This is a genomic window from Planomonospora corallina (assembly GCF_042650625.1).
GTDB lineage: Bacteria > Actinomycetota > Actinomycetes > Streptosporangiales > Streptosporangiaceae > Planomonospora_B > Planomonospora_B corallina.
Genome location: NZ_JBHSBM010000016.1, coordinates 88798 through 111125, shown reverse-complemented (window position 1 = coordinate 111125; position 22328 = coordinate 88798). Strand labels below are relative to the sequence as shown.

Sequence of the window (22328 nt, the reverse complement as noted above, 5' to 3'; positions counted from 1 at the left end):
GACCGGTTCGGACGGTTCACTGATCGCGCTCCACCGCTTGAGCCCGAGCGTCTGGCCGGGAAAGGCCGGGCGGCATTGCGGGTGGGGCCGTCCGAAAGCGGTGCGGCCGGAGCGCGACAGGGCACCGGTCGATGCCGCCCGAGCCCAGGAGGGCTACGTCCCGCCGGAGGTCGTGACCCTAAGATGATCGCTGTTCGGTAAGGGCTGGATCATCCGGGATCGGCTGCCGGGCCCTCACCAGAAAACTCACCGTGACCTCTGATCCTGAGACCGTACTGGAAGTGCAGAGCCGGTGCCTGGGCGCCATACGGGCGCTGCGTCTGGTCGGTGAGCTGGACGCCTACACCGCGCCCGCCGCCCAGAGGAAACTGGACGAGGTGATCTCCGGTGGCGGAGCCCTTCGGCTGATCGTCGATCGCACACCGCTGACGTTCATGGCCACGATGGGGATCACCCTCATGATGAACCTGCGCGCGCAGGTCGCCGGCCGGGAGGGACGTCTGGTGCTGGTCCTTGCCTTCCATGGGTTCCCGCGGCGGCTGTTCGAGGTGACCGGGCTGGTGCACCGCTTCGAGGTCCGCGAGACCATCGAGGAGGCCGTGGCCGTGCTGCGACGCGAAGGGCCGGACGACGGCACGCGGTGAAAGCCGCACGCGACAGGCCGGGCGTTCTTTCGTGTTTCTGGTGACGGGCGCCGGGCGCCTGCAGGGGCGGGCTCGGCAGGCGCAGCAGACGTAACCTGCGACTCGGAGGCCGTGGTCATCGCTGGAAGCGGTGGTGGCATGGCCTGCGCAGGGGTTCTGTTCCGGGGGACGTCGGTGTTCGGATTGCGGCGCCTGTGCGGTCGATGCCCGGCCGACCGGCTGTTCGCCTGGGTCAACGCACCGGGCTGGTCGTCGGCACCGAGGTACGCGATGCCGGCGACGGCGGGGGCACCGCGGACCTGACGGGCCGAGCGGCGCCGGAAGAGGCGGGGAGCGTGACCACTGCGGCGTCGGCGACCGTCGCAGGTTCGGGCCGCTGGGCGCGGCGGTTCTCCCAGGCGAACAGGTAGCGGCGGATGATCTGCACCGTGGGCGCGGACAGGGAGTGGAAGCTCACCACGATGTGCTGGCCGATGCCGTCGGGGGTCTCGCGCACGATGGTGACCTTCCCGATGTGGCTCAGGATCCCGGTGCTGAGGACCACCTGGACGTGCAGCTCTTCGCCGACGGCGATGTCGGAGGCCGGCGCCCAGCAGCGCAGCGCCTTTTCGCTCAGGTCCAGCAGGGTGCTGTCGAAGGTGACGGCGGGCTGGGCGGCCAGGGTGGAGATGCGCATTTTCTCCCCGCCGCCGCCGCGCTCATGCTGGCGGCGGCCGGTTCGGCGCGGTTCGCCCAGCGGGCGCAGGTGCCAGCGCTCGCGCGGGCCGGGGGTGATGCGCTCGAGCAGGACCGGCAGTACCACGCGGCCGCCCTCGTCGATCCAGGACACCGTCAGGTGGCTGCCCGTCTCGGCGGCCACCAGGTTCTTGGCTTCGGCGGGCGCGGCGATGACGAGTTCGCCGTTGAGGGTCGCCTCCAGGCGGGAGCGGTGTGCGGTGTCGTCGTCGACGCAGACGTACAGAGCGCTTCTCAGCGGGGGAAGCGGGTTCATGGGACCACACCCTTGTGATCACGGGAAACGGTGGACGGGAACGGGGTCTACCCCCGGGGGCACGGTGGTGGCTCTTGCTGACGCGCTTGGCATGACCGTCGGAAAGGCCCACCTACGGTGCGCTCCTGCAGAGTAGGCGAGCACGATACGTACTTCATCCATCACTTTTCGCAGCCGTTCGGAGATTCCCCGCCCGGTGGCCGCGCCGGCTCCACTCCGGGATCGAGCATGGGGTCGAGAGCAGATCCGCCGGCCGGAAGCAGGGGAGACCGCGTCTGGTCTTCGGTGCCGTTCGCGCCGCCCGGTGGTGTCGGTGGAGATGCCGTCGACCATGGTCCGGCCGTCCTCGCGGCGGGGCGTGCCCCGGCTCCAGATCCAGCGGGTGACGCCGTCCAGGCCGGTGATGCGGTACTCGGCCTCGGCGGGCCTGCCCGCGCGGAATTCGGCGATCATGCCGGTGAAGGTCTGCCGGTCGTCGGGGTGGACGTGGTCGCGGATCCAGACTGGGCGGGCGGTGGCCTTCACCCGGCCGGGCAGCCCCTGCCCGCGCCGGACGGTCATCGGATCGCCGCCGGTGAAGGCGGACAGGTCGAGGTCCGGCCGCGCCCAGGACGCGGTGCGGGTCAGGCAGGTGCCTTTCGGGCCGGCCTGCCAGTACTCGCCGCAGGCCCAGCCGAGCGTGCGGGTGATCACGCGGGAGTAGCCGGCCAACCCGGTCGGCGCCGAACCGCGCTTCCTGGCGGCGAGGAGGTCCGCCCAGAAGAAGCAGACAAAACCCCATAAAGGGTATGGGCTTCCTCTGGGGGTGAGGGCATGAACGCAGACGATCACGTCCAGGAGCCGGACCGGGTGCGGACGCTGCACGCCACCGGCCTGCTGGAGGCGGCCGAGGCACCGCTGCTGGACCGGGTGACCGCCATGGCGGTGCGCCTGCTGGGCGTACGGGCCGCCACGGTGTCACTGGCCGACTCCGACCGGCAGGTCGTGGTCAGCGCGGCGGGGACCGGCACCCCAGAACGGCGGAGTGCTCTGTCGCAGTCGCTGTGCCGGCAGGTCGTGGCCGCCGGCATCCCACTGCTGGTGACCGACGCCCGCGCCGATGGACGATGGCGCGACGTCGATGCCGTGCACGACGGGCAGCCGGTGGCCTGCGCCGGGATGCCGATGCGTGCACCGGCCGGTCAGGTGCTGGGCGCGTTGTGCGTGATCGACGCCGAGCCCCGGCAGTGGAGCACCGCGCAGCTCGGCCTGCTGGAGGACCTGACCGCCATGGCGGAGACGGAGATCGCCCTGCGCCTGGCGCGCGCCTCGGCGGCCCACCTGCAGCACGTGCTCGACGACATCCCCGAGCCGTGCCTGTGCCTGGACGCCGACGGGACCACCACGGTGTGGAACACCGCCGCGACACGCCTGTTCGGCCTGTCCGCCGAACAGGCCATCGGGCGGCCGGTGGACGAGCTGATCAGTCCGAAGCGGTCACGACGCGACTGCGCGCACCGGCTGCACCGGGCACAGCACGGTGACGCCCCGGCCGGGCAGCGGGTGGAGCTGACCTGCGCCGACGGGTCCGGACGGGAGTTCCCCGCCGAGATGATCGTGCAGACCCGCGACGTCGACCACCGAAGCGCCTGGCCCGCGGTGCTGCACGACGTCAGCGGGCGGCGGCGGACCGAGAGCGAGCTGGAGCGGGAACGTACCTTCCTGGCGGCGCTGTTCGACAGCCTGGACGTCGCGGTGGGAGCCTGCGACAGCGAAGGACACCTGATCTTCAACCAGGTGCTGCGGGAGAGCATCTGCTCCGCCGAACGGCCGGTGGAGATGAAGGACTGGGCCGAGGTCTACCAGCTGTACACCCCTGACGGGACGACGCTGCTGCGGACGGAGGAGCTGCCGCTGGTACGGGCGCTGGCCGGTGAGCGCTTGGACGGTCAGCAGATCGTGATCCGGGTGCCCGGGACCGGTCCGCGCCGCTTCCAGTTCAACGGACGGCCGATCACCACCGCCGACGGGCGCCGCCTGGGCGCGGTGGCCGTCGGCCAGGACATCACCGAACGGCACCGGATCGAACAGTTGCGCACCGCCCAGCACGCCGTGGCCCAGGCCCTGGCCGAGGCCCCCTCCAGCGACCAGGCCGCCTCCGGCGTGGTCGCCGCCGTCGCCGACGCGCTGGGCTGGACCTGCGGCGAGTACTGGCAGGTCGACCCCGGCGGCGAGACCATCTCCCGGCTGGGCCTGTGGACCCGCCCCGGCCGTGACCTGTCGGCGCTCACCCGCGACGAGCCGGACGTCTTCCCACCCGGACAAGGACTGGCCGGCACGGTCTGGGCCACCGACCGTGAGATGTGGATCCCGGACCTGGCCGCCGACCCCCGTGACTTCACCCGCAAGCAGACCATGCTGCGGTGCGGCCTGCGCGCCGCCATGGGACTGCCGGTGCGCAGCGGCCGCCAGATCCTGGGCGTGCTGACTTTCTTCTCCGACACCGTCCAGGAGGCCGATCCCGACCTGGTCGATCTGCTCGGAGGGATGGGCGCGCACGCGGGCCGGTACATGGAGCGGCGCCGCGCCGAGGAGCTGGAGCTGGCCCTGGCCGCCAGCCGACGCCAGTTCGACCAGGTCATCGCCCAGATCGACGACTACATCTGGACCAACGAGATCACCGTCGACGGCCGGATGCGCTCGGTCTACCGCAGCCCCAACGTCGCCGCAATCATCGGTGACGAGCTGCCCCCGGACGCCGACATGGCCGCCGTCACCGCCCGCCACGTCCACCCTGATGATCAGGCGGTTCTGACGGAGTTCATCGCCGCGCTCAACGCCGGGAAATCCGCGCAGGCCGAGTACCGGATCATCGGCGTGGACGGCGTCACCCGCTGGGTGTGGCCCCGGGCCTGGACGAGGAGCACCGGACCTTCATCGAGGTGATCGACCGCAAGAGCGACCACCTGCAGCGCCTGGTCGACGACCTGTTGGACCTGGCCCGCCTGGAGACCGGCCGCGTGGCCCTCGACGCGCGCACGGTGTGGCTGTCCCGGCTGATCCACCAGGCCGTCGACGACCACCGGGCGGTCGCGACCGCCAAGAACATCACGCTGACCACCGAGCTGGCCCACTACCTGCACGCACACGCCGACCCGATGCGGCTGCGCCAGGTACTCGACAACCTGTTGTCGAATGCGATCAAGTACACGCCTCCCGGCGGGACCGTCACCGTCACCGCCGGCTCACCTGGCGACAGCGACGATCACCCGGGCCACCATGCGGCCGTCACCGTGGCCGACACCGGTATCGGCATCCCGGCCGGGGAGTACGAGCAGCTGTTCTCCCGGTTCTTCCGGGCCTCCACCGCCAAGGAGGCCGGCATCAAGGGCACCGGGCTCGGCCTGACCATCACCAAGGCGATCGTGGACGCGCACGGCGGCGCCATCACCGCCGCACCGCGCGAGGGCGGCGGCACCGTCTTCACCGTGTGCCTGCCGGTCGATCCCCAGACTTCCCCCTGACCGCAGCTCGTGCGATCCGGCGTCCGGGGAGGAGGTCCGCCTTCCCCTGACCGCAGCTCGTGCGATCCGGCGTCCGGGGAGGAGGTCCGCCTTCCCCTGACCGCAGCTCGTGCGATCCGGCGTCCGGGGAGGAGGTCAGCCTTGGACCGGCGTCCACCCGAAAGACATCGTCCCTCAACTGCGCCCTGGCATGGCCGATAAGTCGACCGCGAGCGCATGTGGCGCTCACCACACACGGCATCACAGGGAACCGGACATGAGAAAGATCAACGATTTGAAGGTCGGCGCACGCCTGGGCGGTGCGTTCACCGCCGTGAGCGTGCTGCTGTGCGCGGCCGTCGGCGTCGGCATGGCGGGAATGTCCTCGGCCCGGGAGGCGACCGACCGGCTGGAGGCCGGCACGTCGGTCCGCGCCGCGGCGCTGACCGCCAAGTTCCGCACCGCCGACTTCGCCGGCTGGCAGACCGGGTACGCCTTCGACACCATCCGCGGCGTGCCGGGCGCCACCGACGACGCCACCGGCCAGCGCAAGAACTTCCTGGCCTCCACCGACGCCTTCCGCCAGGACCTGCGGACGCTGGACGGCCTGGAGCTGACCGCCACCCAGCGCGAGGACCTGCAGCACGCCCAGACCGCGTTCGAGGACTTCATGCGGGCCGACGAGCAGGCCGTCGCCGCCTACCGCCAGGGCACGCCTGCTGCGATCAAGCAGGCCAACGACCTGGTCTCCGGCCAGGCGCTGGAACACTTCGCGAAGGCCGCCACCGCCGTCGACGAGCTGGCCGGCGAGGCCAGCGCCAACGCGGCGGCGGCCGCCGCCGACGCCCGCGCCGCCAGCGAATCGTCGATGCGCCTGATGCTGGGCGCGGGAGCGCTGTGCCTGCTGCTGGCCGCCGTGCTGGCCGTGACGGTCACCCGGAGCATCACCCGGCCGCTGGCCGCCACCGTGGCCACCTTGCGCACCATCGCCGCCAAGGACCTGACCGCGCGCATCGACGTCTCCCGCCGCGACGAACTCGGCGACATGGCCCGCGCCCTGGCCCAGACCGTGGGCGTGCTGCGCGACGCCTTCGCCGCGATCGGCCGCCACAGCGCGACGCTGACCGGCGCCTCGCGCGAGCTGGGCACGGTCTCGGCCGCGATGGACAGCGCCGCCGCCGGCACCTCGGCCCGCTCGGACCAGGTCGCCGCCGCCGCCGAGCAGATCTCGGCCAATGTGCAGACCATCGCCGCGGCCAGCGAGGAGATGACCAGCTCCATCGCGGAGATCGCCGGCAGCGTGAGCCAGGCCGCGCGCGTCGCCGACGGCGGCGTGCAGACCGTGCGCGAGGCGAGTGACACCGTGGCCAAGCTGGGCGTCTCCTCGGCCGAGATCGGCACCGTGATCAAGACCATCACCTCCATCGCCGAGCAGACCAACCTGCTGGCGCTCAACGCCACGATCGAGGCCGCCCGCGCCGGCGAGCAGGGCAAGGGCTTCGCGGTCGTGGCCGGCGAGGTCAAGGACCTGGCGCAGGAGACGGCCAAGGCCACCGAGGACATCGCCCGCCGCATCGAGGCGATCCAGGCCGACACCGGCGCGGCCGTCGCGGCCATCGCCGGTATCAGCGAGGTCATCACGGCCGTCAGTGAGCACTCCACCACCATCGCGGCCGCGGTCGAGGAGCAGAGCGCCACCTCCGAGGAGATGAGCCGCAACATCTCCCAGGCCTCCGTGGGCGCCGGCGACATCGCCGCGGGCATCACCGAGGTCGCCGGCGCCGCGCAGACCACGACCGCGGGGGTGGCCGAGGCCCGCCGCACCGCCGGCCGGCTCGACGAGGTCGCCGCCGAACTGCACGGTATCGTCGGCCGGTTCACCGTTTGATCCTGCGGCGTACAGAGGGATGATGCTGGGAGCGCCGCCGGATCGGCCGGCGGTCATCGAGGCGTGGCTGCGGCAGGTCCTGTGCCTGGCGGGTCCCTGTGCGAGCGCACACGTCTTGGATGGGACATCCGCGGTACAGCGGCGCTCTCAGCCGAAAGGCACCGTCTCTTGAGCCGGACGCCTACCGGTGGCCCGCAGGGGGCGCCGTGTGCCTGTTCCCGGCGGGGTCATCCCCGCGCCGGTGGGCTGGCGGTGGCCGTCTCGGCGTGCGAGTAGGGCAGGAGCGGCCCTGCCCGGGTGACAGGTCACCGGTGCGTGCTGCTCCTGCCCGTGGCGCTGGCGGGTCTCCCCCCGTGAGCCCGGCCGCGCCCGAACGGACATCTACCCGCCGCAGCCATGCCGGCATCACCGCGCCCGGCCAAGAAGGGGGAAGGAACCGGCCACCGAATCAGGAACGCTCACCGTTCGGGGACACCGGCGAGATCGCCGTCAGGTGCACGCCGGCCACGGCCGGCCTCAGTCCGGTGCCGACGGGTCGGCCGGCAGCCGCACGGTGAAGGCGGTGCCGCCGCCCTCGCGTGGCGCGGCGGTGACGGTGCCGCCGTGCGCCTCGACGATCGCCCTGGTGATGGCCAGGCCGAGGCCGGTGCCCTTGATGCCGGCCTGCCGGGCGGTGGAGGCGCGGAAGAAGCGGGAGAACAGCTGCTCGTACTGGTCGGCCGGGATGCCGATGCCGGTGTCGGCGACGGTCACCGTGACCGTCCCGCCCTGGTCACATCCGTTCCCGCGGCCGGATTCGGTGCCGGGGTCGCAGGCGGCGGTGACGGTGACGGTGCCACCGTCGGGCGTGTACTTGATCGCATTCGACAGCAGGTTGTCCATCACCTGGCGGAGCCGTACCGGGTCGGCGTGCACGTGCAGGTGGTGGGAGAGGTCGGCGGTCAGGTCGATCCGCTTGGCCTGGGCGGTCGCCCGGTGCTCGTCGACGGCCTGGCGGACCAGGCGGGTCAGCCACACCGTGCGCGCGTCGACGCTCACCCGGCCGGACTCCAGGCGGGCCAGGTCCAGCAGGTCGTCGACCAGGTTCTGCAGGTGGTCGCTTTTCCGGTCGATGACCTCGATGAAGGTCCGGTACTCCTCGGGCAGCTCGGGGGCCTCGCGCAGCATCTCGGCGTAGCTGCGGATGACGCTGATGGGGCTGCGCAGCTCGTGGCTGGCCATCGCCATCAGGCCGTCCTTCATCGCGTCCAGCTCCCGCAGCCGGTCGACCTGCTGCTGCCGCTGGGCGAGCAGGTGCTCGCGCTCCTCGGCGAGCCGGTGGTGTTCGGTGACGTCGGTGGAGATGCCGTCGACCAGCAGCCGCTCCCCCTCGCGGCGGGGCACGCCGCGGCTCCAGATCCAGCGGGTGACGCCGTCCAAGCCGATGAGCCGGTACTCCAACTCGGCGCGGCGGCCGGAGGTCAGCTCGGCGCAGTAGGCGCGGAAGGCGTCCTGGTCGTCGGGGTGGATCATGCGGAGCATGACGGCGATGAAGTCGTCGTCGGGGGAAAGATGCAGATGACCGCCGAAGACGGTGGTGTGCGCGGTGTTGACGTAGACGGGGCGGGCGGTGCCGTCGGGTGCGACCTCGGCGGTCCAGATCTTGTCGGTGAGCTGGTTGACGATCTGGTCGAGCTGGCGGCGGCTGGCGGCCAGGGCGACGGTGAGCTCCTCGGCGCGGCGGCGCTCCATGTACCGGCCGACGTGGGCGCAGACGCCGTCCAGCAGGTCGACCAGGTCGTCGTCGGGCTCCTGGGGGTGGTCGGTGACGAAGACGAGCACGCCCAGCACCTGGTCGCCGCTGCGCACCGGCAGGGCCATGGCAGAGCGCAGCCCGGCCCGCAGCGCGGCCTGCGAGATGGGGAAGTCGCGTGCGGTGGCGTTGTCGGCGATCCAGATCGGCTCGCCGCGCTCCCAGACCAGGCCGGGCAGCTCCTCTCCCCGGGCGAACACGGTCGGATGGCCGGCGGTGAAGGCCGACAGATCCCGGCCAGGCCGGCTCCAGCAGCCGATCCGGGTGATGGAGGCCTCATCCTCGTCGACCTGCCAGTACTCGCCGTAGGTCCACCCCAGCGCTTCGGTGACCGCGGCGGCCACGCCGGTGGCGGCCTCCTGGCTGGAGGCGGCGCCGGCCAGAACCTGGGCCACGGCGTGCTGGGCCGAGCGCAGCGTCTCGGCCCGGTGGGCGGCGGTGACGTCGCGCAGGATCACCACCGCGCCCAGGTTGGAGCCGCTACCGTCGCCGTCGATCGGCCGGCCGGTGACGGAGAAGCGGCGCGGTTCGACGCCCGGCGGGCGGGCGACTATCTCCTCGCCGTCGATGCGTTCGCCGGCCAGGGCCCGTGGCAGGGGCACCTGCGCGCCGCGCAGCGGGGTGCGCCCGTCGGCGGCGAAGATCTGGAAGACCTCGCCTATCTCCATGACGTGGCGGTGGGGGCCGCCCGGGCGGATCTCCCGCAGCAGCCGGTTGGTCAGGATCACCCGGCCGTCGCGGTCGCAGGCGTCCACCCCCACGTCCAGGCTGTCGAGGAGCGTGCGCAGGAACACGCGCTCGTCGTCCAGCTGCCGCCGGACCTCGTGGTGGTTGCTGACATCGTGCAGCACGACCAGGCACAGCGGCCCGTCCGGCCCGGGACGGGCCTGGGCGATCAGCTCGGCCGGGAACTCCCGTCCCGACCGGTCGGCGCAGCTCAGCTCCAGCCGGCACCTGTCCCGGGCGCGGGCCTCATCGTCGCCGGCACCGCCGCTGTCGCTGCCGGTCTCGTCGGCGCACGCCTGGTGCAGGAGCCGCTCGCACTCATCCCGCGCCCGCTCGGGGCTGATCAGGTCGCCGAGCAGCCGACCGGTCGCTTCGGCCTCCGACCAGCCGAACAGGCGCACCGCCGCGGCGTTCCACGCCGTCACCGCTCCAGAGCTGTCCAGACAGGCGAGCGCCTGCGGCACGTGGTCGAGCGCCACCTGTGCACGGCCCGGCCGCTCAAGCGGCTCGGGCCGTCCGTGCCGGGGCGACCTCGCCGCGATCTCGGCCTCGGCCAGCGCGGCCAGGTCCTCCAGCATGCTCAGCTGCTCGGTGTCCCACTGGCGGGGGGAGTCGTCGATGACGCACAACGTGCCCAGCACCTGACCGGCCGGGGCACGCAGCGGCGTCCCGGCGTAGGCGGCCAGATCCCCGCAGGAGACGGCCTCGACCTCCTGCCAACGCACCTCGTCGCGGGTGTCGGCTATGGTCAGCGGCGCACCGGTGGCGACGATGTGCCGGCACAACGACTGCGACAAGGGCATCTGCCGGCGCGGCGCGGGAGCGGCGGACCCGGCCGCGCTGACGATGACCTGCCGGTCGGCGTCGATCAGCGACACCATCGCGACCGGCACCCGCAGGCAGCGGACCGTCAGGCGGGTCACCCGGTCCAGCAGCGGCACCTGTTCCGCCTCCAGCAGGCCGGTGGCGTGCAGCGCCCGTACCCGGCGTGTGTCCCGGATCGGATCGACCATGTCCATCTCCCCTCCCCATGTACCGGATTCATACCCTTTAGGAGGTTTGCTCGGTTTCTTGTGAAGAGAATTCGCCGGGGCAGGTGATCGAGCATCATGCTGTGCAGTGCGTCGGTGGATCACCCGGCGCGAGCCGGACGGTGCAGCACCCCTGCCGTGTGGCCCACCGGAACGCCGGGCCGTCATCCGTACCCGTGACGCCGCGCATGCCGAGTGGCGGGAGCTTCTCCGAGCGTCTTCACGAAGTGAGAGACGCGATGGTCTACGGAGGCACCCTGAGCACCGGGACCGGGTGACAGAGCTTCACAGAGCGCCCCAGAGCCGCCCGGTTCTGGGGCGCTTCGCCATCTGCCGGGACAACCGCCCGGAAAGAATCTTGAAATGCGCGGGCACTTGGACTGCCTGCCTTCCCGTATTCAAGTGAGGGCGAGAAACGCGCGTCCGCGCGGTGCCCGCCCGGCTCCCGCGGTGTCTTCGGCACCGCGGGGCGACCGTCGGCGGAGAGTCCCCGTTCCGCTCTCCGCATCCGGAACGACGCGACGGAACAGCCTTATGCAGGCGGTGAACACCTACACCCACCACGGGCAGACGGTCCGCGGCGCCCGCCGGGCCGAGCGGAACCTGCTGCGGGCGGTGACCGGCGGCTTCGACGACCTGGACCGCGAGACCCTCCGCCTGCTGGAGCAGGTCCTCGACCGGCCGGTGCCGGTCCCCGCGGCATGAGACCACGCCGTGGGGCTCCCGGCTCCGCCGCCGCGAGCCCCACGGCGGGAAGTCACTGCCTCCTCATGCCACTCGGTCTTCCACGCCACCGGTACGGCGAGGCCCTCAGCGCGATGCCGGCGCGCCGGGCAGCACCGGCAGCCCGCTCCCGGCGTCGAGCAGGAGCCGGTCCCCGAGGGGCGCGTCGAGCGTCACGGTGACCTGGTCGATCTTGCCTATGTCGGGGCATGCCCCGTCGCCGGTGGGCTCGACGTCCACGTCGACCACCACCAGGTCCCGGGTCTCGTAGGCGCGGGCGCCGTGCGTGCGGTCGCAGGCGCCGTGCAGGTAGCGCAGCAGCAGCTCCCGCTCCCTGCCGGGGACGGGGTCGAACGCCGTCACCTCCTGGTACTCGCCGTCCCGCGCCGCCGGGCGCGGGGTGATCGCCGACGGGTGGACGGCGATGCGCACGAAGCGCGCCTCCAGGCCCTTCAGCGTGAAGCGCCAGGCGGGCACCTGGACCGTCCCCCGGTTGGTGCGCACCGGCACATCAACGAGCTTCACGCCGGTCACGTGCAGCTTCCGGCACCCGGCGGGCGGGCAGTCGTCCTCGATGAGGTCGGCCGGCTCGCTGACCTCCGCGTACGCCTGCGCCGCCGTGACCAGCGGAACGGTCAGGGCAGAGCCGTCCGGCCATCGCAACCGCCGGGCGGGCGGGGTCTCCGCGGGCAGGTCGACGTCCAGACTCCAGGCGCCGTTGTGGTCGCTGCGGTTCGCCCAGGCGGGCAGCCGTTTCCAGTCCGAGGCCGCCTCCGGGTGCTCCAGCGGCACGAAGCCCCCGCGCCACGTGCGGTCGGCCGCCGAGCCCTGCCAGCGCCCGGCCACCTCGCGGGCACGGTCCTCGAACTCTCCCTGCGACATGGGACAGCCGCCGCACCCGGCCACCGGCAACGCCAGCGCGAGCGACCAGATCACCACGCGCCCGGCGGCTCCCGGAGCACGGAACGGGGCACGGAACGGGGCACGGAACGGGGCACGGAGTGGGAAAGCGCGGGACCGCCGCGTCCGAACGGCATCCGTGGACAGGCGGGCGGCGGCGAACCGGGATCTCATGCCCTCGTCACATATCCCGCCGGATGATGGTTCGATGTCGGCAGCGGATGTCCGGGAGCGGAGGGAGCGGCATGAACGACGAGACGACAGCCCTCCTGTTCGACGTGGTCGGCCGGCTGGAGAAGAGCATCGTCGCCCGTGACCGCCCGGCCATCGTGGCCCTGGACGGTGAGCGCAGGCTCGTGCTCAGCGACTACGACTACCTGCGCGACGAGCCGACCGCTGCCGCGTTCGAGGCGCGGGCCGCCGCCAAGGCGCACGAGATCGCAGCCACACGCTGGGTGCTGGCCGTACCGCAGGTGTGGGTGTTCACCCCGCCCAGCACGGTCTCCGTGCGGGCGGTGTCGAACCATCCCCTGCGCGAGGGCGAGCAGGAAGCGATCACCTGGATGAGCTGCGACCGCGGCGACGGCGTGGACTACGGCCGGGTCGCCTACGCCCGACGCCCCAGCGGTGAACCCGTCTTCGAGGACCCCGAGGTGTTCACCGTGGGCATCCGGCCGCACGAGGGCATGCCCGGCTTCGCCCTGCTCCAGGCCTACCTGGCGGACGAGCCGAACGCGTGACGGAGCGCTGACGAGAGGGGCCGGCTCGCGAACGAACCGGCCCCCTGACCCACTCATCGCAATCGACCAAGAAAACGGTGAGAGCGGTCACCGGCCAGCCCACGCCTCACCGAAAGATCACGTCCGCTGGAGACTACGGCTGTCGCTGTCGACCGTCCGTACCGGCTTTTCGCGCCGCGCGCGTCGCTCTCCAGCGGGCGACGCCGTACGCGCCGGCCCACGGCAGCACCGTCAGCAGCAGGACGTAGACGCCCACGAAGCTGAGCACGTCACCGCTCTCCGCTGGAACGTCGTCGGGCTTGAACATCGCCACGGCCGGCACCCCGACCGCCACCCCCGGGACGACCGCGGAGCACAGGAAGCCCACCCTGCGGGCACGACCCCCGGCACGTGCGCAGACCACGCCGAGAACGGCCATGACGACCGGCCCGAAGGGCAACCAGAACAGCATCAGGGCGTAGATGATCACGGTCCAGTCGTCGCTGTAGCCGAACATCATGGCCGCCTCCGGTGATCGACGACAGGCGTATCCGACACTACGGCCGGCCAAGGACGCACTCAACCGCCGGCCGGAGATCTCAGCGTGGCCGGACCGCGCCCATGAACCCGCGTCGCCGGATCGGATCCACCTTGACGACCGAACCGGTGCGAGGCGCGTGGACATCGCGGTGCCGGAGACGCACCCCGGCGGCGCTGAAGACGTACTCGAAGGCCAGGGGGCTGTCCGAACAGGATCCGTTTCCAGGCCGGCCGGAGCAGCCCGATGAGGTTGCCCCACAGCGCCTCGGCACCCGGCATGTCGGCGACGGGCGGAGCGAGGATCTCCACGCAGCGGGCACCGCGGGCGAGCCGCCGGTGGCGGAGCCGTACGGTCACGGACCACCCGAGCAGCGCGGCGGCCTCAGCGGCCACCGGCCGGCCGATCAGCTGCCCGGCATGCACCGACAACCAGGCGATCAGCCCGTCCAGGACGGCACCGGGATCGGCGAGCAGATCGTGGATCATCGCGCTTCACCGCCCCAGCGGTGATCGGGGAGGATGGCGGGATGCCGCACACCGAGCAGACACCGTGGGGCCCGTGGGAGCCCGCACCGCTGGATCAGGTGGTCGCCCTGTTCCAGGGCCTGGACGCGCCCTGGTGGGTCAGCGGCGGGTACGCCGTCGAGCTGGCCGTCGGCCGCGCCTACCGCGAGCACGGCGACGTGGACGTCTCCGTGCTCCGCCGCGACCAGCGCGCGGTGCGCCGCCTGCTGGCCGGCTGGGACTACCACGTCGCCGACCCGCCGGGCACGCTGCGGCCCTGGCCGGTGGACGAGACGCTGCCCGATCGGGCGCACGACATCTGGGTGCGCGAGCACCCCGGCGGGCCGTGGCGCTTCCAGCTGATGCTCGACGAGGCCGACGGCGACACCTGGGTCTACCGGCGCGACGCGCGCATCCGCCGCCCGCTGGCCACGGTCACCGCCGACGCCGGCGGCTTCCTCCGCCTCGCCCCGGAGATCCAGCTGCTGTTCAAGGCCAAGGACTCGCGCCCCAAGACCGAGCTGGACTTCGACCAGGTGCTGCCGCTGCTGACCGCACAGCAGCGGGCCTGGCTGGACGGGGCGCTGGGAGTCGAGTACGGCACGCATCCCTGGCGGGAGCGGCTGCGCGGATGAACAGGAGAACCGATGCCCTTCGACGCGGTGCTGTGCGACTTCTACGACGTGATCGGCTACGTCGACCTGACCGAGCACGAACGGCGTGAACGCGCCTGCGGACTGGTCCCGGGCACCACGGAGAAGATCGCCTTCGCTCCGGAGCTGGCCGTACCGGCGGCCCTCGGACGGATCACGGTCGGCCAGTGGACGGAGGCGATCGCCGCCGGGCTCGCCAGGCTCGCCGGCCCGCAGGACGCCGCGGAGCTGAGCCGGGGATTCATCGAGGCCGGGTGCCGGATCGACGCGGAGGTCGTCGGCCTGCTGCGGCAGGTCCGGGCCCGGGTGCCGGTCGTGCTGGTGTCCAACTCGACGCTCCAGCTCAACGCCGTCCTGGAGACGGCCGGACTGGGCGGGTCCTTCGACGCGGTGGTCACCAGCGCGCAGGTGGGGGTGGCCAAGCCGAACCGGCGGATCTACGAGGCCGCCGCGCAGGCCGCGGGAGCCGCCGCCCCCCGTTGCCTGTTCGTCGACGACCGGGCCGCGAACGTGGACGCCGCGGTCGAGCTGGGCATGACCGGTGTCGTCTACCGGGAGCCGGACGATCTGCTCGGGGTGCTGGCCCCGCTGCTGGACGAGGATCACAGGTCGTCCTCTTCGTAGTCGAGGTCGGCCAGTTCCTGAGGGTCGCTGGTGACCAGGTCGTGTTCGCGGCGGCTGGCGATCACCTGGAGTGGGACCCGCCGGGCTCCCGCTCCCGCGGTGAGCAGGCCGGTGCCGCGTTCGGCCGACAGCAGCAGCTGCCGTTCGCCGTCGGACAGGTGGAAGGCGTCGGCGGCGTCCCGGGTGACGACCGACCGGCAGGGCCAGCGCTCCGAACGCGGGCGGCGGCGGTGGGGGTGCACGGTGGCGCGCGGGGTTCTCCGGCCAGTCCGCCGAGCCGGGGATCGGGGCGTTCGGCGGGACGATCGGCCGGACCGGGCGGCAGGGGATCGGCGGGACCCGCGGCAAGGGCGGGCATGGCCTTTCCGGCCAGTGCGCCGACCGCGGCACGCTTGGCCGTACCGCTTCCGCGGCCGGAGCCCTTGCGCAGGGGCAGGACGTTCAGCAGCGGGTTGGTCAGCTTGTAAGCCAAGGCGTACTTGACGATCCGGACCACGCCGAGCCCGCGCCAGGCCGTCGGTCTGCGGCAGGGCGTGGCAGCACAGGGCCAGCGGCGCGGCGACCACCAGCAACGTGGTCAGGGCCACCCGGAGCATGAACGTGATGAGCAGCAGGACGAGCAGCACCACGGCCACCAGGGCGAGCAGGATGTAGAAGATCTCCGTGTCGCCGGGCTGGAGGATCAGGAAGCGGATCGCGTTCGCGGCCCGGCATGCGTCGAACCCCTGGCCGAGCACCGCCTGGGCGAGGGCGTTACTGATCTCGGTGGCCTTGCTGGTCAGCAGGAGGCCGGCGTTGGCCGTCAGGAAGGCCGGGACGAGGCGGGGCAGGATCTCCTTGAGTGCGTGCCGGGTCTGGACGGTCTCGTGTCCCATGACCAGCACGCCACCGGCGACGACGAACATGACGAAGGCGCCGTCGGCCGTGACCGTGGTGGCCCGCCACTGCTGCGGTCTCAGGCGAAGGCGAGCACGGCGGAGACGAACGCCTCCAGATGGGCGGGGAACTCCGGCCGGGGCGGCTCGGGCGTCGGAGGGGCGAGCTCGACCACGCCGGGGATGAGGGCGAGCAGGGCCTCGGCGGTGCGGCGCTGGTGGAACGGGTTGGGAATGGACGGGGCCACCGCCACCGGCAGGCGCAGACCGGCCAGCTCGGCGTCGGTGACACCGCGCAGCGTCTGCCCGGCCAGCAGGGCCTCGATGGTGGCCTCGGATGCTCCCTGGGCGGTCAGCGCGGTGCAGGTGCGCCGGTCGACGTCCGCATCGCCGCAGGTGGCAGGCCAGGCCAGGATCAGTTTCGCAACCCGGCCGGGGTGCACCAGCGCCAGCCGTACCGCGGCCGAGCAGCCGTTGGAACCGGCCAGCAGCGTGAACGACCCGCCGGGCAACAGCCGCTCCAGGTGGGCGACCTCCGCCTGCCAGCCGGGCGGGCGCGGCAGCCGGTCGGGAGTGTACACTGCCAGACCGCGCTCACGCAGCGCGTCGGTCACGCCGGGCTCGGTCCAGAACCGCTCCGCGTCCATGCCGTCCTCCCACAGTCCGCCGTGGACCAGCACCAGCGTCACGGGCGGGCCTTCCGGCAGGCCGGCGCGGCGGCCAGGACGGCCGCCCGGTGGACCCGGACGTCGGCGTCGATCTCGGACATGGTCACGCCCCCGGGCATGACGAGCATCTCGGCTCGCCGGTAGGCGACCCGCCCATAGAGCGTTTCTCCCGAGCCGGTCAGGCAGACTGCACGGTCGTCGTCGTTCACGCCGTCCATGATCGCAGGATCAGGGCCGCCATGCGGATCGGGCACGGCCTGATCGCTTTCCGACTGATGCGAGGAGATGACGTATCCCCGGTCGGTTCGTTTCCGAAATTCAGGCACATGACTGCCGTGCAGGTCATATCTGCCGGCCCGCACAGGAACACTGATCGGTTTCTATGGCTTCTCACCATCCACGCCGCTCGAGAGCGATCACCACCCGGGGTAGCGCTCCCACCACAACGGATCCTTCGGAGGCCCGTACCCATTTCCGGCGGGACTCTCGGTGATCTGCAGGGCCAGGTCACGCGCGAGCGTGTCCATGACCCACACCAGTTCCAACCTGCTGATCAGCTCGACCGGCCAGATCTCGACGCCGTGCAGCGCTCCGAGCAGAGCGCCCGTGACGGCGGCGACGGAGTCGCCGTCGGGCGCCGCGGCGGCGCAGGTCAGGGCCTCCATCGCCTTTCCCGCTGTCAGGGGCGACTCCCTCACAGGCCGGTAGGAGGCGACGACGTACACGCCGCCGAGAAGAGCCGACAGGGCGGTGGCGTCAGGGGCGAGCTGCGCCAGCCGGGCTTTCTCCCGAGGCGTCTGCTGCGCCTGGTCGAAGGCCTCGCGGATCTGACCGTAGAACTCTGCCATGTCCGGCAGCCGCAGCAGGTGGGGTTTGGACATCACCGCTTCGTCGAAGGCGTCAGCGGCCAGACACTGTCCGAGCAAGGTCACCGCTGCCGCGCTCGTCTGGTAAGCACGCGGGTCTCCGTGGGTCAGCGCGGCCACGTCACGGGCGAGGTCGGCCAGCTGGTCCGCGGTGATCTTCTGGGACAGAGCCGCCAGCGGCAGGGAACGGGTGAGAGCATGGCAGCCGCGGCTGTGCGTGGCCGGCCAGTGGACGCTGCCCTTGTGCTCGCCACGGATCCAGGCGCGGATGATCCCGTCGATCGTGAAGGCCGCCAGCTGGGTGCTGACCCCGGCCCGGATGGGCCCGGACGCAGGCACCGCCCCGCGACCGACGCTGTCGCCCAGCGCGAGGCCCAGCACCAGGCCGCGCACCCGGTTGGCCCACGTAGCGGATCCTTCACTCATCGGTCGCCATCCCGGGGACCGGCGAGAGGGCCCCTGTCACCATCGGCTTGCCTGCACGTTGACGCCACAATAGTCACATACATCGCAAAGCCGACATTCACCGTTCACTGCGAGACAGAGAACATCACTCTCCGTGACGATCAGACCGGGCCGCCGCGCCAGGAGATGATCTTCCCCGAGACGTGGCCGGACGCTCTGACGGAACAGCGACGGAACAGAGGCCGGGACCGGGGCCTCACACCATGATCAGAAAATCGGACATCCTAGCGAACCGGCAGGCCGGTGACCGCGCGGCCGATGATCAGGCGCTGGATCTCGGACGTGCCCTCGAAGATGGTGTAGATCTTCGCGTCGCGGTGGAAGCGCTCGACCGGGTGCTCGCGGGTGTAGCCGGCGCCGCCCAGGATCTGGATCGCCTGCTCGGTCACCCACACGGCGGTCTCTCCCGCCACCAGCTTGCTCATCGAGCCTTCGGCCTGGTCGAACGTGCGGCCGTTGCGGGCCATCCAGGCCGCACGCCACGTCATCAGCCGGGCCACGTCGACCCGGGTGGCCATGTCGGCGAGCAGGAAGGCGACGGCCTGGTTCTCACCGATCTTGCGGCCGAACTGCTCCCGTTCGCGGGCGTAGTCACGTGCGTACTCGTAGGCGGCGCGGGCGATGCCGACCGCCTGGGCGGCCACCGACGGCCGGGTCGTCTCGAAGGTGCGCATGGCCGCCTGCTCCTTGGCCCGGCCGCCCTCACGGACCCGCGCCAGGCGGGCGTCCAGCTTCTCCTTCCCGCCGAGCAGGCAGGAGCCGGGGACGCGGACGTCGTCGAGCACGACCTCGGCGGTGTGGGAGGCGCGGATGCCGTGCTTCTTGAACTTCTGGCCCATCGACAGGCCCGGGGTGCCCGGCGGGACGACGAAGGAGGCCTGCCCCCGGGTGCCGAGCTCGGGGTCGACGGAGGCGACGATGACGTGCACGTTGGCGATGCCGCCGTTGGTGGCCCAGGTCTTCACGCCGTTGAGGACCCAGTCGCCGGTGGCCTCGTCGTGGACGGCCCGGGTGCGGATGGAGCCCACGTCGGAGCCGGCGTCGGGCTCGGAGGCGCAGAAGGCGCCGAGCTTGACGTCGTCGGGGGTGCCGAACATCTGCGGGAGCCACTCGCCCATCTGCTCCGGGGTGCCCGCGGACGAGAGCGCGGCGGCGGCCAGGCCGGTGCCGACGATGGACAGGCCGATCCCGGCGTCACCCCAGAAGAGCTCCTCGAAGGCCACCGCCAGGCCGAGGCCGGTGGGTTCGAAGGACTGCTGGGCGAAGAAGTCGAGCGAGTAGAGACCGATCTTGGCCGCCTCCTGGATGATCGGCCAGGGGGTCTCCTCCCGTTCGTCCCATTCGGCGCCGGCCGGACGGACGACCGTGCGGGCGAAATCGTGCACCCAGTCGCGCACCTCGCGCACGTCGTCGCTCAGTTCCGGGCAGAATCCGGCCTCACTCATCGTCCACCCCTCCAGAAAGGGTTACCACCGGTAACACCCCTACCTTACTGTTCGGCGGGCCGGTCCGCGCAAGCACCCTTCCCTCTCCCGTGGTCGATCTCTCGCCGTCCCCGCGCCGCGGACGGCGAAACAGCCGCTCCGCCCTCCGTGCGAGGAGACGGCCGGCAGGATCAGATGCGCGGGCGGGCGCCGTACCCGGAGACGGCGATCATGGGCGGGCGCTCGGCGACGGCCACGTCCCGGACCGTCACCCGGTGCCCGGCCGGCTCCCGGCGGAACTGGGTCAGAGCCGTCGCCGGCGTGTGCAGGGGGACCATCTTCCCCTGGCGCTCCAGCCGCGACCAGGAGGTCTGCAGGATCTGCGCGGCCATCCCGCCGAGGGCCTCGACGGACTGGTGGGAGTGGATCCTGCGGCCCAGGTCGACCTGGGCCAGCGCGTCGAGGCCGCACAGCTCGAGCAGGTCGACCAGGAGGCCGAGCTCCACCCCGTACCCGGTGACGAACGGGACCTGCTCCAGCACCGAGCGCCGCCCGGCGTACTCCCCCGCCAGCGGCTGGACGAACCCGGCCAGCCGCGGCCAGTGCAGGTTGAGCAGCGGCCGCGCGACCAGCTCGGTGACCCGCCCGCCGGCGCCCTGCGTCCCGGCCAGCGGCCGGTCGTAGCAGCCCTTGACGTAGACCACGCCGGGATCGGCCAGGAGGGGGCCGAGCAGGCCGGTCACGAACGACGTGCGGAACTCGCGCAGATCGGCGTCGATGAACACCAGCAGGTCACCGGAGGTCACGGCGAGGGACTTCCAGAGCGCCTCGCCCTTGCCGTCCAGCGGCTCCAGGTCCGGCAGGACCTCGTCCTGCGCCACCACCCGGGCCCCGGCCGCGGCCGCCCGCCTCGCGGTGTCGTCCGTGGAGCGGGAGTCGATGACCACGAGCTCGTCGACGAGCGGCACCGCCTCCATCAGCTCGCGCCGGATCGCGGTGACGATCTCGCCGACGGTCTCGCCCTCGTCGCGGGCGGGCAGCACGACGCTGACCGTCGTGTCCCCGCGGGCCTCCAGCAGGCGCGGCAGCGGCCAGTCGGCCGAGGACGACGTACGGCTGCGCAGCCATGCCTCCACCTCAGGCAGCACAGCTCATCCTCCCCGTCACCCCGGAACGCACGGGTATACACCCTATGCCGCGCCGGGGAACGGCCGATCACCGGCCGTGCCCGTCCCGGTCGCCCCGGCACGGCGGTCCGGTGATCACCCCGCGGCGTGGCGCTCCAGGAAGGTGTAGACGTCGGCCTCGTCCACACCGGGGAAGGAGCCGGGCGGCAGCGCCGCGAGGATGTGGGAGTTGGCGCGGGCCGAGGGCCAGGCGTAACCCTCCCAGCGCTGCGCCAGCTCCGTGGGCGGCCTGCGGCAGCAGTCGCCGTTCGGGCACTCGGACTTGGTGCGGACGGTGGTCTCCCGGCCGCGGAACCAGCGCGACTCGCGGTACGGCACGCCGAGGGTGATGGCGAAGTCCCGCTCCCGGCTCGGGTCGACGTGCGCGACGCAGAAGTAGGTGCCGGTGGGCGAGTCGGAGTACTGGTAGAAGACCGAGAAGCGGTCGGGCGAGAGGAAGACCTGGCGGCCCGACCACTGCACGCACATGCGCTGGCCCTCGATCGCGCCCTGCTCGTCGGAGGGGAAGACGATGCCGTCGTTCTCGTAGGCCTTGTAGATGATGCCGCCGGCGTCGTTGCGGACGAAGTGGCAGACCAGGTCCAGGTGGTGCGTGGCCAGGTTGGTGAAGCGGTGCGCGGCCATCTCGTAGGAGACGGCGAACACGTCGCGCAGGTCCTCCACGCTGAGCGCCCGGTCCTGCTTGGCCTCCTTCAGGTACGGCACGGCGGCGGCCTCGGGCACGAGGACGGCGGCCGCGAAGTAGTTGGCCTCGGTCCGCTGGCGCAGGAAGTCGGCGAAGTCGCGCGGCTTGTGGTGGCCGAGCGCCAGGTGGCCGAGCGTCTGCAGCAGGATCGTGCGCGGCGTGTGCATGCCGAGCTGCTCGTACTTGACGTAGATGCGCCGGTTGCGCAGGTCGGTGATCGAGCGGACGGTCCGCGGCAGGTCCGGGACGGTCTGCACGGTGTAGCCGAAGTGGGTGACCAGCGCCTGGACGGTGCTCTGCGACAGGGCCCCGGAGCGGTAGCCGACGGCGGAGAGCGCCTCGGCTGCGGCCTTCTCGATCTCGGGGAAGTAGTTGCCCTGCTCGCGCTGCTTGCGGCGGAGCTCGGCGTTGGCGACGCGGGCGTCCTCGGGGGTGGCGGTGCCCTTGGCCTGGCGCGCCCGCAGCTCTCCGTAGAGGCCGAGGATGTGCTCGAGCACGTCGTTGGGCACCCGCGCGGAGACCTTGAGCCGGGGCAGGCCGAGACCCGCGTAGACGGGGTCGCGCTGCGCCTCCTCCAGCGCCATCTCCAGCTGGGCGCGCCGGTTGGGCGCCTGCCGGCGGAGCAGCTCCTCCACCGGGACGTTGAGCGCCGAGGCCAGGGACTTCAGCAGCGAGAGCTTCGGCTCGCGCTTGCCGTTCTCCAGCAGGGAGAGCTGGCTCGGTGCCCGCCCCACGCGCTCCCCCAGGTCGGACAGGGTGAGACCGCGCTGCTTGCGCAGGTGGCGCAGGCGCTGACCGAAGGCGATGAGGTCGAGCTCCTGCGTCAAAGAAAGCGGTTCTTCTCCGACCAAAGATGTCATAGCACGATCCTAAGCGAAATTTCTGCTCATCTTCCACTACTCAGGCGCACATCTCCAGGTCACAGGCGGGTATCCCCCTCT

General features: G+C 72.0%; 20 protein-coding genes. 8 read left to right on the top strand and 12 right to left on the bottom strand.

Translation table 11 applies throughout. The features are described from left to right. The first annotated feature begins 251 nt into the window (after positions 1-251). Complete coding sequence (locus tag ACFOWE_RS11560) at positions 252-644, top strand: anti-sigma factor antagonist (protein WP_377287261.1); 393 nt, start codon at positions 252-254, stop codon at positions 642-644. A gap of 232 nt (positions 645-876) precedes the next feature. Here the strand turns inward: ACFOWE_RS11560 and ACFOWE_RS11555 are convergent, their stop codons facing one another. Both ACFOWE_RS11555 and ACFOWE_RS11550 read right to left on the bottom strand, forming a co-directional pair. Beyond that, entirely contained in the window at positions 877-1635 is a 759-nt protein-coding gene (locus tag ACFOWE_RS11555; protein ID WP_377287260.1) for a PilZ domain-containing protein, read from the bottom strand. 18 nt (positions 1636-1653) lie between these two features. Next, positions 1654-2466: a PAS domain-containing protein gene (locus ACFOWE_RS11550; RefSeq protein WP_377287259.1), complete on the bottom strand. Its 813-nt coding sequence runs from the start codon at positions 2464-2466 to the stop codon at positions 1654-1656. Here ACFOWE_RS11550 and ACFOWE_RS11545 point away from each other — a divergent pair. The 3 genes from ACFOWE_RS11545 (at position 2449) to ACFOWE_RS11535 (ending at position 7005) form a co-directional block, all read left to right on the top strand. Continuing rightward, positions 2449-4560 carry a GAF domain-containing protein gene (locus tag ACFOWE_RS11545; RefSeq protein WP_377287258.1) on the top strand — a complete coding sequence of 704 codons (2112 nt, stop codon included), beginning with the start codon at positions 2449-2451 and terminating at the stop codon, positions 4558-4560. The genes ACFOWE_RS11550 and ACFOWE_RS11545 overlap by 18 nt on opposite strands. After that, positions 4515-5138 carry a sensor histidine kinase gene (locus ACFOWE_RS11540; RefSeq protein ID WP_377287257.1) on the top strand — a complete coding sequence of 208 codons (624 nt, stop codon included), beginning with the start codon at positions 4515-4517 and terminating at the stop codon, positions 5136-5138. The genes ACFOWE_RS11545 and ACFOWE_RS11540 overlap by 46 nt, the downstream gene beginning before the upstream one ends. Positions 5139-5394: 256 nt before the next feature. After that, positions 5395-7005, top strand: coding sequence for a methyl-accepting chemotaxis protein (locus ACFOWE_RS11535; RefSeq protein ID WP_377287256.1), 1611 nt, complete (start codon positions 5395-5397; stop codon positions 7003-7005). 516 nt (positions 7006-7521) lie between these two features. Here ACFOWE_RS11535 and ACFOWE_RS11530 read toward each other — a convergent pair. After that, entirely contained in the window at positions 7522-10536 is a 3015-nt protein-coding gene (locus tag ACFOWE_RS11530; RefSeq protein WP_377287255.1) for an ATP-binding protein, read from the bottom strand. 552 nt (positions 10537-11088) lie between these two features. Here ACFOWE_RS11530 and ACFOWE_RS11525 point away from each other — a divergent pair. Further along, positions 11089-11259 (top strand): hypothetical protein, encoded by a 171-nt coding sequence (locus ACFOWE_RS11525; protein WP_377287254.1) that lies wholly within the window; start codon positions 11089-11091, stop codon positions 11257-11259. Between the two features lie 105 nt (positions 11260-11364). Here the strand turns inward: ACFOWE_RS11525 and ACFOWE_RS11520 are convergent, their stop codons facing one another. Further along, the gene (locus ACFOWE_RS11520) at positions 11365-12216 is read right to left on the bottom strand and encodes a hypothetical protein (protein WP_377287253.1); all 852 of its coding nucleotides are present in this window, start codon (positions 12214-12216) and stop codon (positions 11365-11367) included. Positions 12217-12422: 206 nt separating this feature from the next. Here ACFOWE_RS11520 and ACFOWE_RS11515 point away from each other — a divergent pair, with 206 nt between their 5' ends. Next, entirely contained in the window at positions 12423-12917 is a 495-nt protein-coding gene (locus tag ACFOWE_RS11515; RefSeq protein WP_377287252.1) for a hypothetical protein, read from the top strand. A 133-nt stretch (positions 12918-13050) separates the two neighbouring features. On the opposite strand, the gene ACFOWE_RS11510 is transcribed toward ACFOWE_RS11515, so the two are convergent. After that, positions 13051-13416, bottom strand: coding sequence for a hypothetical protein (locus ACFOWE_RS11510; RefSeq protein WP_377287251.1), 366 nt, complete (start codon positions 13414-13416; stop codon positions 13051-13053). Between the two features lie 547 nt (positions 13417-13963). On the opposite strand from ACFOWE_RS11510, the gene ACFOWE_RS11505 reads away from it, so the two are divergent. Further along, positions 13964-14575, top strand: a complete 612-nt coding sequence (locus tag ACFOWE_RS11505; RefSeq protein WP_377287250.1) for a nucleotidyltransferase domain-containing protein — start codon at positions 13964-13966, stop codon at positions 14573-14575. Between the two features lie 12 nt (positions 14576-14587). Beyond that, entirely contained in the window at positions 14588-15217 is a 630-nt protein-coding gene (locus tag ACFOWE_RS11500; protein ID WP_377287249.1) for an HAD family hydrolase, read from the top strand. On the opposite strand, the gene ACFOWE_RS11495 is transcribed toward ACFOWE_RS11500, so the two are convergent. The 7 genes from ACFOWE_RS11495 to ACFOWE_RS11465 form a co-directional block, all read right to left on the bottom strand. After that, the gene (locus ACFOWE_RS11495) at positions 15196-16122 is read right to left on the bottom strand and encodes a hypothetical protein (protein WP_377287248.1); all 927 of its coding nucleotides are present in this window, start codon (positions 16120-16122) and stop codon (positions 15196-15198) included. The genes ACFOWE_RS11500 and ACFOWE_RS11495 overlap by 22 nt on opposite strands. 50 nt (positions 16123-16172) lie before the next feature. Then, complete coding sequence (locus ACFOWE_RS11490; RefSeq protein ID WP_377287247.1) at positions 16173-16781, bottom strand: alpha/beta fold hydrolase; 609 nt, start codon at positions 16779-16781, stop codon at positions 16173-16175. Next, positions 16778-16978 carry a hypothetical protein gene (locus tag ACFOWE_RS11485; RefSeq protein WP_377287246.1) on the bottom strand — a complete coding sequence of 67 codons (201 nt, stop codon included), beginning with the start codon at positions 16976-16978 and terminating at the stop codon, positions 16778-16780. Before ACFOWE_RS11485 ends, ACFOWE_RS11490 begins: the two co-directional genes overlap by 4 nt. A gap of 198 nt (positions 16979-17176) precedes the next feature. After that, positions 17177-18052, bottom strand: coding sequence for an ADP-ribosylglycohydrolase family protein (locus tag ACFOWE_RS11480; protein WP_377287245.1), 876 nt, complete (start codon positions 18050-18052; stop codon positions 17177-17179). A 263-nt stretch (positions 18053-18315) separates the two neighbouring features. Continuing rightward, positions 18316-19536 (bottom strand): acyl-CoA dehydrogenase family protein, encoded by a 1221-nt coding sequence (locus tag ACFOWE_RS11475; RefSeq protein WP_377287244.1) that lies wholly within the window; start codon positions 19534-19536, stop codon positions 18316-18318. A gap of 170 nt (positions 19537-19706) precedes the next feature. Continuing rightward, positions 19707-20663, bottom strand: a complete 957-nt coding sequence (locus tag ACFOWE_RS11470) for a glucosyl-3-phosphoglycerate synthase (protein WP_377287243.1) — start codon at positions 20661-20663, stop codon at positions 19707-19709. 114 nt (positions 20664-20777) lie between these two features. Continuing rightward, positions 20778-22247 carry a helix-turn-helix domain-containing protein gene (locus ACFOWE_RS11465; protein ID WP_377287242.1) on the bottom strand — a complete coding sequence of 490 codons (1470 nt, stop codon included), beginning with the start codon at positions 22245-22247 and terminating at the stop codon, positions 20778-20780. Positions 22248-22328 lie beyond the last annotated feature (81 nt).